Origin of the sequence: Martinezella lusitana, assembly GCF_900094565.1 — a bacterium.
Lineage (GTDB): Bacteria > Pseudomonadota > Alphaproteobacteria > Rhizobiales > Rhizobiaceae > Rhizobium > Rhizobium lusitanum.
Genome location: NZ_FMAF01000001.1, coordinates 451,529 through 463,796, shown reverse-complemented (window position 1 = coordinate 463,796; position 12,268 = coordinate 451,529). Strand labels below are relative to the sequence as shown.

Below are 12,268 nucleotides of genomic sequence, written 5' to 3'. Positions count from 1 at the left end.
ACAATGGCTGGATCCACGGCACACGACGATCATTCGCACGATCTTCAGGACGCCCATGCGCATGACGATCATCACGCTCACACGCCAAGCTTTGCCGAGCGCTGGCTGTATTCGACGAATCACAAGGACATCGGCACGCTCTATCTGATCTTCGCGATTTTCGCGGGTGTGATCGGTTTCCTGCTGTCCGTTGCCATCCGCATGGAATTGCAGGAGCCCGGCATTCAGATCTTCAGCGGTCTGGCGTCCATGGTCTATGGCTATTCGGGCGATGCCGCCATCGACGGCGGCAAGCAGATGTACAACGTCTTCGTGACAGCCCACGCGCTGATCATGATCTTCTTCATGGTCATGCCGGCGATGATCGGCGGCTTTGCCAACTGGATGGTGCCGATCATGATCGGCGCGCCTGACATGGCGTTTCCGCGCCTGAACAACATCTCCTTCTGGCTCATCGTTCCGGCCTTCCTGCTGCTCATTCTTTCGATGTTCGTCGAGGGTCCCGCGGGTGCTTATGGCGCGGGCGCCGGCTGGACGATGTATGTACCGTTGTCGGGTACCGTCGGCCATCCGGGCCCAGCGATCGATCTGGTGATCTTCGCGCTGCATCTTGCCGGCGCCTCGTCGATCCTCGGCGCGATCAACTTCATCACGACGATCCTCAACATGCGCGCCCCGGGCATGACGCTGCACAAGATGCCGCTGTTTGCCTGGTCGGTGCTGGTCACTGCCTTCCTGCTGCTCCTGTCGCTGCCCGTTCTTGCCGGCGCCATCACCATGCTGCTGACCGACCGCAACTTCGGCACGACGTTCTTTGCGCCGGAAGGCGGCGGCGACCCGCTGCTTTATCAGCACCTCTTCTGGTTCTTCGGCCATCCGGAAGTCTACATCCTGATCCTGCCCGGCTTCGGCATGATCAGCCACATCATCTCCACCTTCTCGCGCAAGCCGATCTTCGGTTATCTCGGCATGGCGTATGCCATGGTTGCGATCGGCGCGGTCGGCTTCGTCGTCTGGGCTCACCACATGTACGTGACCGGCCTGTCGCTCGACACGCAGCGCTATTTCGTGTTCGCGACGATGGTCATCGCGGTGCCGACCGGCGTGAAGGTCTTTTCGTGGATCGCGACGATGTGGGGCGGCTCCATCGAGTTCCGCACGCCGATGATCTGGGCGCTCGGCTTCATCTTCCTGTTCACGCTTGGCGGCGTCACCGGCGTTCAGCTCGCCAATGCCGGCCTCGACCGCGAATTGCACGCGACCTACTTTGTTGTGGCACACTTCCACTACGTGCTGTCGCTCGGCGCGGTCTTTGCGATCTTCGCCGCCTGGTACTACTGGTTCCCGAAGATGACCGGCTACATGTACAACGAGCGGATCGGCAACTGGCACTTCTGGATCACCTTCGTCGGTGTGAACATGGTGTTCTTCCCGCAGCACTTCCTCGGCCGCGCGGGTATGCCGCGCCGCTACATCGACTATCCGGATGCTTATGCGGGGTGGAACTTCGTGTCCTCCATCGGCTCCTATGTCGCAGCGGTAGGCGTTTGCTTCTTCTTCTGGGGCGTTATAGATGCATTCGTGAAGAAGCGCGTTGCAGGCAACAATCCCTGGGGTGAGGGTGCAACCACGCTCGAGTGGCAGCTTTCGTCGCCGCCGCCGCACCACCAGTGGGAAGAGTTGCCGCGCATCAAGTAAGCCTGTTTCCGGACGCCGTGATGAGCGGCGTCCGGCTCAACTGACAATTGGAAGAGAGAATGACGGTCATCGACAATCACGAAGCGCTCGCAAAGAAAGGCGAAACCGGCTTGTCGGAAGCGAGTGCACGCGATTATTTCGAGCTTCTGAAGCCGCGGGTCATGTCGCTGGTCGTCTTCACCGCCTTTACCGGCCTGGTGCTGGCTCCCGGTCATATCAATCCGATTCTCGGTTTCATCGCCATTCTTTGCATAGCCGTGGGTGCCGGCGCATCCGGCGCCTTGAACATGTGGTATGATGCCGATATCGACGCGGTGATGAGCCGCACCGCGCGTCGGCCGATACCCTCGGGCCGCATCAGGGCCTCCGAAGCGCTGGCGTTCGGCCTCGTGCTGTCAGGTTTTTCGGTGGTGATCCTCGGTCTTGCCGTCAACTGGCTCTCCGCCGGGATCCTCGCTTTCACGATTTTCTTCTACGCCGTCATCTACACGATGTGGCTGAAGCGCTCGACACCGCAGAATATCGTCATCGGCGGCGCCGCCGGCGCCTTCCCACCTGTTATCGGCTGGGCCTGCGTCACCGGTAGTGTGTCGATCGAGAGCATCGTGCTCTTCCTCATCATCTTTCTCTGGACGCCGGCGCATTTCTGGGCGCTGGCCCTGTTCAAGATGGGCGACTACGAGGCCGTAGGCGTCCCGATGCTGCCGAACGTCGCTGGTATCCCCACGACCAAGAAGCAGATCGTCGTCTATGCCGTGCTGACCGCCATCGTCGGTGTGGTACCGGCTTTCATGGGCTTTGCGAGCCTGGGTTACGGCGTCGTCGCCGCGGTGCTGGGCGCGATCTTCGTGCACTGTTCCATCGCCGTCTGGCGCATGGCCGATGGCGACAAGAAGATGGTTCCGGCAAAGAAGCTCTTCGGCTTTTCCATCATCTATCTCTTTGCGATCTTTTCCGCGCTGCTGATCGACCGGCTCATTGCCGTGTTGATGTCGAGCGGCGGCGGAGGCTGGCTATGATCGACCTCGTCAAATTGACGGAAGCACAGAAGAAATCGCGGCGAGGGCGCAATATCGCGCTCGGCCTGGTACTGGCCGGCCTCGTGATCCTGTTCTACACGATCACCATCATCAAGGTCGGCACCGGACACGGTTGAGGAGGGATGATGGAGGAGGAGGTCACGAAGAGCGCAAGAACCGGCACCCGTAACAACGGGCTGGTCGTTGCCATGTGCCTGAGCTTCGTCATCGGCATGAGCGCCATGTGTGCCGCCGCCGTGCCGCTTTATCGCATGTTTTGCCAGGTTACGGGCTACAACGGCACCACGCAGCGTACGGAACAGGTATCCAGCGTCATTCTCGACAAGTCGATCCAGGTTTCCTTCGACGCCAATGTCGCGCCCGGCCTGCCCTGGGATTTCAAGCCGGCGCAAAAATCGGTGAATCCGAAGATCGGCGAGACGATCGAGGTCAAGTTCCTGGTGGAAAACAAGTCCGACAAGGTGGAACGCGGCCAGGCGATCTTCAATGTCACGCCGCTCGAAGCCGGTGTCTATTTCAACAAGGTCCAATGCTTCTGCTTCAATGAAACAGATCTCGCGCCCGGGGAAAAGCGCGAGATGCCGGTGGTCTTCTACGTCGATCCTGAAATCACCAAGGCTGCGGAAACCAAGACGATCAACGCGCTGACACTGTCCTACACATTCTACCCGCGGGAGGGCGCAAAGCCCTTGGCGTCGAATGACGGCGCAGTGCAGCCGGCGGAAAAAAAACTTTGATGGAGAGTGCTTTTCGGGTTCACCGGAAGCAATATGGGAAAAAGTTATTCGGGGATTGCTGACATGGCCGAAGCGCATCAGAAGAAACACGATTATCATATTATCGATCCCAGCCCATGGCCGTTCATCGCGGCCATCGGGGCCTTCGTGATCACCTTCGGCGGCGTCGGCTTCATGCGCTACCTCAATGGCGGCGCGCTGCATCTGTTCGGGATCAACTTTGCGCAGCCCTGGCTGTTTTTCATCGGCCTGGCTGTCATTCTCTACGTCATGTACGGCTGGTGGTCGGACACGATCAAGGAGGCGCATGAAGGCGCGCATACACGCGTCGTCTCGCTGCACCTGCGCTACGGCATGATCATGTTCATCGCCTCCGAGGTGATGTTCTTCGTCGCCTGGTTCTGGGCCTATTTCGACGTCAGCCTGTTCCCGAACGAGGCGATCCAGGCTTCGCGTACGGCTTTCCTCGGCGGCCAGTTCCCGCCGAAGGGTGTCGAGGTGCTCGATCCCTGGCACCTGCCGATCTACAACACCATCATCCTGCTGCTGTCGGGCACGACGGTCACCTGGGCGCACCATGCGCTGCTGCATGGCGACCGCAAGAGCATGATCCAGGGGCTGACGCTGACAGTCCTTCTCGGCGCGCTGTTCTCCTGCGTGCAGGCCTACGAATATGCGCACGCACCCTTCGAGTTCAAGAACTCGATCTATGGCGCGACCTTCTTCATGGCGACCGGCTTCCACGGCTTTCACGTGTTGATCGGCACGATCTTCCTGCTGGTGTGCCTCGGCCGCGCCATCAGGGGCGATTTCACCCCGAAGCAGCATTTCGGCTTCGAGGCGGCCGCCTGGTACTGGCACTTCGTCGACGTCGTCTGGCTGTTCCTGTTCTTCTGCATCTACATCTGGGGCAGCTGGGGTGCGCCGGTCGCGGCTGGCTGATCGCCAATATCCCCTTGCAATGAAATGGAAGGCGGGCACCATGTGTCCGCCTTTCTGTTTGGGCGGCTTCAGCCCCCCGCCGCAAGCCGCTCGAATGCCGAGGGGCGTGGAATGCCGCGATCCAGAGCCTGCTTGATCTCATCTGCGCATGTCCGTGGGCTTTTTGCCGAGGTATCGACCTCCAGATCGTAGATGCCGGGCCGATGCACCTCTTCCTGCCAGGCAAGCACCGGCGCGGGAACGGCCATATCAGGGCCGATCGGAACGTAGATTCCTTGCCTCTCCGGGCTTTCCGCCAGCCGCCGCTGCATCACCACGTCGAGAGAACAACGCACGCCGACGAATAGAACCGGCAACCCGGCCAATTGCCTGGCGCAATCCGCCAGAATGCCGAGCGGGCGCGAATAGGCGTCGTGATGGCCGAACTCGGCGACGACATTCAAGCCCATGCGGCTGTGAGCGGCGATCGACGCATACAGTGCGGCATAAAAGCGCGGAATGAGCGGTTCGAGATCGGGCCGCTCGCCGCCGGGGCGCAGGCCGATGCCCGGACGGTAGCGCGCCGGCGTGATGTGCCTGATATAGGCGTCGACGCCGAGATTGACCCACACGCCGTCGAATCCGGCCTGGATGGCCTCGACGATGCTGGATTTTCCCGACCGCGGCGCACCGTTCAGGATGATGATGCGGCCCGCTGAGCCACCGTCGCCATGTTCCATGAAATAGGTCCCTTTTGCATATATTCCGGCTCGAATGCGACGATGTCAGAGCTTTTCGATTGGACGGACGCACCCATCGCCGCTACTGATGATGACAGGGGGCGGGATCGGAATGCTCGTCCGCAATGACAGGCCGATCGAGACAGAACTTTGACCTCAGAGCAAGACAAAGGCCCCGACGGGGCACCCCGTGATGACAGTACCCTCTTTGCCCCCGTCGATCCGTTCAAGGTCGGTATCCAGGGATGTTGCCCGCGCTGCGGCCATGGCAAGCTCTTCGATGGATTATTGTCGATAAAGCCGCGTTGTTCCGCCTGCAATCTCGACTATACGTTTGCCGATGCCGGCGATGGGCCGGCGGTTTTCGTCATCCTGATCGTCGGCTTCATCGTCATCGGCCTGGTCCTGTGGATGCAGATCAATTATGCGCCGCCGGTCTGGGTCTATATCGTGCTGTTTGCGCCGCTCACAATCATTCTGTCGCTACTGTCCCTGCGGTGGTGCAAGGGCATTCTGATCGCGCTGCAATATCGCAACAAGGCCAGCGAAGGGCAGATCAGTCGTGACTGAGTCTGCTGTATCAGTCCGCCGCGCCAATCCTCTGTGGCAAATCGGCAAGGCGCTGATCCTGCTCGCCGTCCTTGTCATCCTGGTTGGTTTGGGCACCTGGCAGGTCCAGCGGCTGCACTGGAAGGAAGGCCTGCTGGCCGACATTGCCGCGCGCAAGGATGCGCCTGCCGTGCCGCTGTCGGCGATCGAGGCGATGGCCGCTTCCGGCGGCGACATAGAATATCGCGTGGTGACTACCACCGGTCACTATCTCAACAACAAGGAACGGGACTTCCTCGCCACCTATGCAGAGGAGCCGGGCTTTCACATCTATACGCCTTTGCAGCTTGACGATGGCCGCTTCATCTTCGTCAACCGGGGTTTCGTGCCGTCCGAGGCCAAAGAGCCGGAAATGCGCAAGCAGGGCCAGCTGACCGGCGAGCAGACCGTCACCGGCCTTGCGCGCGCCAAGCTCGTCGACCGGCCGTCGGGCATGCCGGACAACGATCCGGTCAAGAACATATTCTTCTGGAGGGACCTGGATGCGATGGCATCCAGTGTCGGGCTGCCCAAGGACAAGGTGCTGCCCTTCTTCATCGATGCAGACAAAACGCCCAATCCTCAGGGCTTGCCGATCGGCGGCGTGACCATCATCGATCTGCCGAACAGCCACCTGCAATATGCGGTGACCTGGTATGGCCTGGCGATGGCGCTGGCTGCCATCGTCGCGATTTCCTGGTGGCGCAAACATCATCCGGACGCGCCATCACAATAGAATAGCTTCATTTCGATGGAATATTCGGCTAGAGCATGATCCCAAAAAGTGCGCAGCGGTTTTTGGACAAGATCATGCGGACTAAATGGAGCAGGCGGCAGGGCGCACCTATCTATAGCTCTGCCACTGTCGCGGATTTCGGAAGAGACATGAACATAGCCGTTTCCAAACCTGACCTGACCATCCGGCTTTGCGGGCCGCGCGGCTTTTGCGCCGGCGTCGATCGCGCCATCCAGATCGTCGTGCTGGCGCTGAAGGCCTATGGTGCGCCGGTCTATGTCCGCCACGAGATCGTGCATAATCGCTATGTCGTCGAGGGGCTGGAAGCCAAAGGCGCCATCTTCGTCGAGGAGCTGGATGAGATCCCGGCCGAGCATCGCGCCCAGCCGGTCGTGTTCTCCGCCCATGGCGTGCCGAAATCCGTGCCGGCCGATGCCGATGCGCGCAATCTCTTCTATCTCGACGCCACCTGTCCGCTGGTCTCCAAGGTCCACAAGCAGGCCATGCGCCACAATCGCCTCGGCCGCCATGTCGTCCTCATCGGCCATGCCGGTCATCCGGAAGTGATCGGCACCATGGGCCAGCTTCCCGAAGGCGCGGTGTCGCTGATCGAGACCGTCGAGGATGCCGACGTCTACGAGCCCGCCGATCCCGATAATCTCGGCTTCGTGACCCAGACGACGCTTTCGGTCGATGACACAGCCGGCGTCATCGCGCGGCTGCAGGAGCGCTTTCCCAATCTCACCGCCCCATCAGCCGATTCGATCTGCTATGCCACCACGAACCGCCAGGAAGTGGTGAAGGAGGCGGCTCCCGGCTGCGATCTCTTCATCGTCGTCGGCGCGCCGAATTCCTCCAATTCCAAGCGCCTCGTCGAAGTGGCGCTGCGAGCAGGGGCGACGAAATCTGTGCTCGTCCAGCGTGCTTCGGAGATCGACTGGGACAATATCGGCGATATCAGCACTGTCGGCCTTTCGGCTGGTGCATCTGCGCCAGAGGTCATCGTCAACGAGATCATCGAAGCGTTCCGCGCCCGCTACAACGCCGTCGTGGAGCTGGCCGAGACGGTGAAGGAAACCGAGAATTTCCTCGTCAATCGCGAGCTGCGCAGCATCGAGCTGACGACCGCCGACATGGCCTTCGTCAACGGCGAATAACCGATCCCAAAGCGCCCAAATTCAGGACTGTTTCGTGGCTGTTTATACCGATATTACCGAAGACGATTTGAAGTGGTTCCTGACGGAGTATGACGTAGGCGAACTGCTCTCCTATAAGGGCATTGCCGAGGGAGTCGAGAATTCGAACTTCCTGCTGCACACGACGCGCGATCCGCTGATCCTGACGCTCTATGAGAAGCGTGTCGACAAGGGCGACCTGCCGTTTTTCCTGGGGCTGATGCAGCATCTGGCAAGCCGCGGCCTGTCCTGCCCGCTGCCGTTGCCCCGCCGCGATGGCGAGCTGCTCGGCCATCTCTCAGGCCGCCCGGCCGCCCTGATCTCCTTCCTCGAAGGCATGTGGCTGAGGAAGCCCGAGGCGCATCATTGCCGCGAGGTCGGCAAGGCGCTGGCCGCCATGCATGTTGCCGGCGAGGGCTTCGAGATCCGCCGCCGGAATGCGCTGTCGCTCGAGGGTTGGCAAGGGCTCTGGGAAAAGTCCGAGGCGCGCGCCGATGAGGTCGAGTCCGGCCTGCAGAACGAGATCCGCAGCGAGCTCGATTTCCTTGAGCATCATTGGCCGAAGGACCTGCCTGAAGGCGTCATCCACGCCGACCTTTTCCCAGACAATGTCTTCTTCCTGGGCGACACGCTTTCCGGACTGATCGACTTCTATTTCGCCTGCAACGATCAGCTCGCCTACGATGTCTCGATCTGCCTCAATGCCTGGTGCTTCGAGAAGGACCACGCCTACAACGTCACCAAGGGCATGGCGCTGCTCGATGGCTATCAGAGCGTGCGGCCGCTGAATTCAGCCGAAATCGCCGCCCTGCCGACGCTGGCGCGCGGCTCGGCGCTGCGCTTCTTCCTGACCCGCCTCTACGACTGGCTGACGACGCCGGCCGGCGCCATGGTCACCAAGAAGGACCCGATCGAATATCTGCGCAAGCTGCGCTTCCACCGCCAGATCGCCTCCGCAGCCGAATACGGGCTGAAGGCATGAAGCATGTCGATATCTTCACGGACGGCGCCTGCTCCGGCAATCCCGGTCCCGGCGGCTGGGGCGCGGTGCTGCGCTACGGCGACGTCGAAAAGGAACTTTTCGGCGGCGAGGCCGAGACCACCAACAACCGCATGGAGCTGCTGGCGGCGATCTCGGCGCTCAACGCGCTGAAGAGCCCCTGCGAGGTCGATCTTCATACCGATTCCAAATATGTGATGGACGGCATCTCCAAATGGATTTTCGGCTGGAAGAAAAACGGCTGGAAGACCGCCGACAAGAAGCCGGTGAAGAACGCCGAGCTTTGGCAGGCGCTGGAAGAGGCCCGCAACCGGCATCAGGTGACGCTGCACTGGGTGAAGGGCCATGCCGGACATCCGGAGAATGAGCGCGCGGATGAGCTGGCGCGCAAGGGGATGGAGCCATTTAAGCGGAAGTAGCTCGTCGGCGATAAGCTCGGCCCAGCCGCATCCCGCCGAAGGGATCATGCCAAGACGTGATCGAGCGCGCTTCTCACGCGCGGCTTTTCGGCTGCCGAGAGCGGCAGGATCGGGCGCGGCGGATCGATCCTGCAAAGATCGAGCGCTTCGGCAATCGCAAACATGACGCGGAAGCTGCCGAACTCCTTGAATAGGTTCCATAACGGCTGAAACTTCTGATCGAGCCGTTTGGCTTCGGCGGTATCGCCGGCTTGCGCAGCCCGTGTGAGTGCCAGCGCCTCGGCGGGCAGGAGGCCGGCGACCACACTGTACCAGGCATCGGCGCCGGCCAGCAGTCCGGCCGTCGCTCCCCAATCGCCGCTGTAGCCGATGGCGAAAGCCTTTGGCGTTTCCTGGCGGCAGACGCGCCATCTCTCCCTCGAAATCGCCTCCTTGGGGCAGAGGCATCTTTACCGCCGCGATATTCGTCACCTTTGCCAGGCGGGCTATCAGCCCGTCGCTGAACGTGAATTTCGTTGTGCCGGGATTGTTGTAGATGCAGAGCGGCAGGTTGCCGGCCTCCGCGACGGCTGCGAAGTGCTGATAGACCTCTTCCTCCGTGAGTGGAGTATAGGACATGGGAGCCAGCAGCAGCCCATCCGCACCGGACGCCTTGGCATCGCGCGCCAACGCCTGCGCTTCGTCGGTTCGCAGTGCTCCAACCCCAACGATGACGGGGATCTTGCCGCCGACGCTGGCTGTTGCGGCCAGGACAGCCCGCCGGCGCTCGTCGCGTGACAGGAAGGCGTAGCCGCCCGTACTGCCAAGCAACCCGATGGAATCAACGCCCGCCAGTTGGATGCGTTCGAGCAGGCGGGCGAGCACTACAATATCAACGTGTCCGGAAGCATCGGTCGGGGTAATCGGAAAGGCCGAAAGGCCAGTAAAGAGCGTCACGATTGTTTTCCTTCTCTGTCAGGCTCCGACCCGCGATAGCGCTCGAAAAGCAGAAGCTGAAATCGTCCTACGCTTAGCGCCGTGTGACTGTCCATGAATGTAACGCAGAAATCATACCCCGCTCAGCAGCTTGGTGGCGATCACCCACATGGTAAGGGCAATGAGCGTTTCCAGAATGCGCCAGGACGCGGGTTTCGCAAAGATCGGTCTCAGCCATCTCGCGCCAAAGCCGAGCGAAAAGAAGAACAGGAAGGAGCCCGTCATGGCACCCGCCGCAAATGAAGCCTCGTTCCCCGGAAACCGGGTCGAGATCGTGCCGAGCAATGCGACGGTATCGAGATAGACATGCGGGTTGAGCCAGGTGAGTGCCAGACACATGGCAAGCGTATGCCGAAAGCTCGATGACCTCGCCTCTCCGGCAGCCAGCATCGAGGTCGAGCGAAAGGCGGAATAGAGGCTCCTGGCTCCGTACCAGATCAGGAAGGCCGCTCCTGCATAGCGCATGACAGGATCGAGCCAGGGCAGCAGCGTGGATATCTGGTGGAAGCTCGTCACTCCGAGCACGATGAGCGCTGCATCGGAGAGCGCGCATGCGAGGCACACGGCGAATACATGCTCGTTGCGAAGGCCCTGGCGCAGGACGAAGGCGTTTTGCGCGCCGATCGCGACAATCAGGCTGAGCCCCATCGTGAGACCCGTCATATAGATCGAAAAATTCATCCTTGCCGAAATGCTCCAAAACCAATGAGCATTTCCGATATCGCCTAAGGAAGAATTAGACTAATTAATGTTGCTAATCCTGATTAAGAAAAACTAAGCCATGCTCGACTATTCCGCTCTCCGTGCCGTTTCCATGGTCGTCCAGACAGGCAGCTTCGAAAAAGCCGCGGCCCTTCTCAACGTCACGCCTTCGGCTGTCTCGCAGCGGGTGAAGCAGCTTGAAGAACGCCTGGGCGTCGTCCTGATCGTCAGGGGCAATCCCTGCACCGCGACGGAAAAGGGCGAATGGCTCTGCCGCCATATGGAGAATGTCGGCATGCTGGAAGACGAGCTTTTCGGACGCTTGCCGGCGCTCGTCGATCCCGGCGAGCCGAAGCAACGGGTTACGCTTCACATCGCCACGAATGCCGATAGTCTCGGGACCTGGTTCGTGGAAGCCATATCCGGTTTTGCCAAGCGCTCCCCCTATCTGCTGAATATCGCCATCGACGACCAGGATCATACGGCCGAATGGCTGCAGCGGGGGCGGGTTATTGCAGCAGTTACCAGCCTGGAAAAGCCGATTCAGGGCTGCCGTCGCATGTCCCTCGGCGCACTCCGCTACCATGCGACGGCAAGCCCCGCTTTCATTGCCCGGCATTTTTCAAAAGGCGTTACCCCGGAAGCGATCCTGAACGCGCCGGCCCTGACGTTCAACCAGAAGGACAGGCTTCAAAGCCGCTGGATACGCCAGACATTCGGAGAGGATTTTGCCTATCCGAGCCACTGGCTGCCTTCGACCCAAGGGTTCGTGGATGCCTGTCTTGTAGGCATGGGATGGGGCATGAATCCCATCCAGCTTGTGCGGGAGCATCTGGAGGCCGGGCGCTTGGTCGAGCTGATCCCCGACACGCCGCTGGACATTCCATTATATTGGCAAGTCAACCGTCTCGCGGCCGACCGGCTTGCCGAATTGACGCGCGAAATCACTGCGACAGCCAAAGCCCATTTGTCAGCGTGAGCTGTGCTTCGCGCTAGAGCGGTTCAGTTTTTCACGGAATCTCTGAGCCGCTCTATCTCTTTTTTTTCACGCAATCCCGGACGGAAAACCGCTGCCCACTTTTCCTGGAATTGCTCTAAACGCGTTGCCATTCGCTTGGCTGCCGGAATGCAATGTTCGCGAATTGGTGCCTTGCCCCATCCCCCTTTCCCTCTATGCTGCCTCCAACATCCAGGGAGGCTGTATCCATGATCCTGCATTGCGTTTTTCTTCGGCTTAAATCCGCCATGACACAGGATGAGAAGAAAGCTCTTTTCGAATCCGTGGCCGCTTTGCAGCAGGTCATTCCCGGCATTATCGATGTCAAATACGGGCCGAATGTCTCTCCGGAAGGGCTGCATGGCGGCTTTGTCGATGGTTTTGCCGTAACGTTCGAGAGCGCCGAGGCGCGGGATGCCTATCTGGTGCATCCGCAGCATGTCGCCGTCGGCGAGCGGATTGTCTCTTCGACCGATGGCGGCCTGGCCGGGCTGCTGGTCTTCGATCTCAATCTTTAAGCACAACGGGCTTTAAGCAGAA

Annotated in this window: 14 protein-coding genes and 1 pseudogene; 12 read left to right on the top strand and 3 right to left on the bottom strand. The window is 60.4% G+C overall.

Annotated features, from left to right (window positions below; all coding sequences use genetic code 11):
• Window positions 1–3: 3 nt before the first annotated feature.
• The 5 genes from ctaD (at window position 4) to GA0061101_RS02205 (ending at window position 4,417) form a co-directional block, all read left to right on the top strand.
• The gene (ctaD, locus tag GA0061101_RS02225; protein ID WP_037198602.1) at window positions 4–1,698 is read left to right on the top strand and encodes a cytochrome c oxidase subunit I; all 1,695 of its coding nucleotides are present in this window, start codon (window positions 4–6) and stop codon (window positions 1,696–1,698) included.
• A 59-nt stretch (window positions 1,699–1,757) separates the two neighbouring features.
• Window positions 1,758–2,717: a heme o synthase gene (locus tag GA0061101_RS02220; protein ID WP_092572932.1), complete on the top strand. Its 960-nt coding sequence runs from the start codon at window positions 1,758–1,760 to the stop codon at window positions 2,715–2,717.
• Window positions 2,714–2,854: a hypothetical protein gene (locus tag GA0061101_RS39260; RefSeq protein WP_037198606.1), complete on the top strand. Its 141-nt coding sequence runs from the start codon at window positions 2,714–2,716 to the stop codon at window positions 2,852–2,854. Before GA0061101_RS02220 ends, GA0061101_RS39260 begins: the two co-directional genes overlap by 4 nt.
• 9 nt (window positions 2,855–2,863) lie before the next feature.
• On the top strand, window positions 2,864–3,475 hold the full coding sequence (locus tag GA0061101_RS02210) for a cytochrome c oxidase assembly protein (RefSeq protein WP_047638921.1): 612 nt from the start codon (window positions 2,864–2,866) through the stop codon (window positions 3,473–3,475).
• A gap of 63 nt (window positions 3,476–3,538) precedes the next feature.
• The gene (locus tag GA0061101_RS02205; protein WP_037198608.1) at window positions 3,539–4,417 is read left to right on the top strand and encodes a cytochrome c oxidase subunit 3; all 879 of its coding nucleotides are present in this window, start codon (window positions 3,539–3,541) and stop codon (window positions 4,415–4,417) included.
• Between the two features lie 68 nt (window positions 4,418–4,485).
• On the opposite strand, the gene GA0061101_RS02200 is transcribed toward GA0061101_RS02205, so the two are convergent.
• Complete coding sequence (locus tag GA0061101_RS02200; RefSeq protein WP_092572931.1) at window positions 4,486–5,136, bottom strand: chloramphenicol phosphotransferase CPT family protein; 651 nt, start codon at window positions 5,134–5,136, stop codon at window positions 4,486–4,488.
• Between the two features lie 150 nt (window positions 5,137–5,286).
• On the opposite strand from GA0061101_RS02200, the gene GA0061101_RS02195 reads away from it, so the two are divergent.
• The 5 genes from GA0061101_RS02195 to rnhA all read left to right on the top strand — a co-directional run bounded on the left by GA0061101_RS02195 (window position 5,287) and on the right by rnhA (window position 9,054).
• Window positions 5,287–5,706, top strand: a complete 420-nt coding sequence (locus tag GA0061101_RS02195; RefSeq protein ID WP_047560663.1) for a DUF983 domain-containing protein — start codon at window positions 5,287–5,289, stop codon at window positions 5,704–5,706.
• Window positions 5,699–6,460 (top strand): SURF1 family protein, encoded by a 762-nt coding sequence (locus GA0061101_RS02190; protein ID WP_092572930.1) that lies wholly within the window; start codon window positions 5,699–5,701, stop codon window positions 6,458–6,460. Before GA0061101_RS02195 ends, GA0061101_RS02190 begins: the two co-directional genes overlap by 8 nt.
• 149 nt (window positions 6,461–6,609) lie before the next feature.
• Window positions 6,610–7,617, top strand: coding sequence for a 4-hydroxy-3-methylbut-2-enyl diphosphate reductase (gene ispH / locus GA0061101_RS02185; protein ID WP_037198615.1), 1,008 nt, complete (start codon window positions 6,610–6,612; stop codon window positions 7,615–7,617).
• Between the two features lie 34 nt (window positions 7,618–7,651).
• Window positions 7,652–8,617: a homoserine kinase gene (locus GA0061101_RS02180; RefSeq protein ID WP_092572929.1), complete on the top strand. Its 966-nt coding sequence runs from the start codon at window positions 7,652–7,654 to the stop codon at window positions 8,615–8,617.
• A complete protein-coding gene (gene rnhA, locus GA0061101_RS02175; protein ID WP_034508264.1) occupies window positions 8,614–9,054 on the top strand; it encodes a ribonuclease HI in 441 nt (146 codons plus the stop codon). Before GA0061101_RS02180 ends, rnhA begins: the two co-directional genes overlap by 4 nt.
• Before the next feature lie 44 nt (window positions 9,055–9,098).
• Here rnhA and GA0061101_RS02170 read toward each other — a convergent pair.
• A pseudogene (locus tag GA0061101_RS02170) lies at window positions 9,099–9,990 on the bottom strand (dihydrodipicolinate synthase family protein).
• Between the two features lie 111 nt (window positions 9,991–10,101).
• Window positions 10,102–10,710, bottom strand: coding sequence for a LysE/ArgO family amino acid transporter (locus tag GA0061101_RS02165; RefSeq protein WP_092572928.1), 609 nt, complete (start codon window positions 10,708–10,710; stop codon window positions 10,102–10,104).
• Window positions 10,711–10,810: 100 nt separating this feature from the next.
• Here GA0061101_RS02165 and GA0061101_RS02160 point away from each other — a divergent pair, with 100 nt between their 5' ends.
• Together GA0061101_RS02160 and GA0061101_RS02155 are read left to right on the top strand one after the other, a co-directional pair.
• The gene (locus tag GA0061101_RS02160; protein ID WP_092572927.1) at window positions 10,811–11,710 is read left to right on the top strand and encodes a LysR family transcriptional regulator ArgP; all 900 of its coding nucleotides are present in this window, start codon (window positions 10,811–10,813) and stop codon (window positions 11,708–11,710) included.
• A gap of 227 nt (window positions 11,711–11,937) precedes the next feature.
• Window positions 11,938–12,246, top strand: a complete 309-nt coding sequence (locus GA0061101_RS02155) for a Dabb family protein (RefSeq protein ID WP_037193421.1) — start codon at window positions 11,938–11,940, stop codon at window positions 12,244–12,246.
• Window positions 12,247–12,268 lie beyond the last annotated feature (22 nt).

Excerpts from the sequence above, each read along its gene's own strand:
- ctaD (WP_037198602.1), top strand. The coding sequence starts at position 4 with ATGGCTGGATCCACGGCACACGACGATCATTCGCACGATCTTCAGGAC.
- GA0061101_RS02220 (WP_092572932.1), top strand. The coding sequence starts at position 1,758 with ATGACGGTCATCGACAATCACGAAGCGCTCGCAAAGAAAGGCGAAACC.
- GA0061101_RS39260 (WP_037198606.1), top strand. The coding sequence starts at position 2,714 with ATGATCGACCTCGTCAAATTGACGGAAGCACAGAAGAAATCGCGGCGA.
- GA0061101_RS02210 (WP_047638921.1), top strand. The coding sequence starts at position 2,864 with ATGGAGGAGGAGGTCACGAAGAGCGCAAGAACCGGCACCCGTAACAAC.
- GA0061101_RS02205 (WP_037198608.1), top strand. The coding sequence starts at position 3,539 with ATGGCCGAAGCGCATCAGAAGAAACACGATTATCATATTATCGATCCC.
- GA0061101_RS02200 (WP_092572931.1), bottom strand. The coding sequence starts at position 5,136 with ATGGAACATGGCGACGGTGGCTCAGCGGGCCGCATCATCATCCTGAAC.
- ispH (WP_037198615.1), top strand. The coding sequence starts at position 6,610 with ATGAACATAGCCGTTTCCAAACCTGACCTGACCATCCGGCTTTGCGGG.
- rnhA (WP_034508264.1), top strand. The coding sequence starts at position 8,614 with ATGAAGCATGTCGATATCTTCACGGACGGCGCCTGCTCCGGCAATCCC.
- GA0061101_RS02165 (WP_092572928.1), bottom strand. The coding sequence starts at position 10,710 with ATGAATTTTTCGATCTATATGACGGGTCTCACGATGGGGCTCAGCCTG.
- GA0061101_RS02160 (WP_092572927.1), top strand. The coding sequence starts at position 10,811 with ATGCTCGACTATTCCGCTCTCCGTGCCGTTTCCATGGTCGTCCAGACA.
- GA0061101_RS02155 (WP_037193421.1), top strand. The coding sequence starts at position 11,938 with ATGATCCTGCATTGCGTTTTTCTTCGGCTTAAATCCGCCATGACACAG.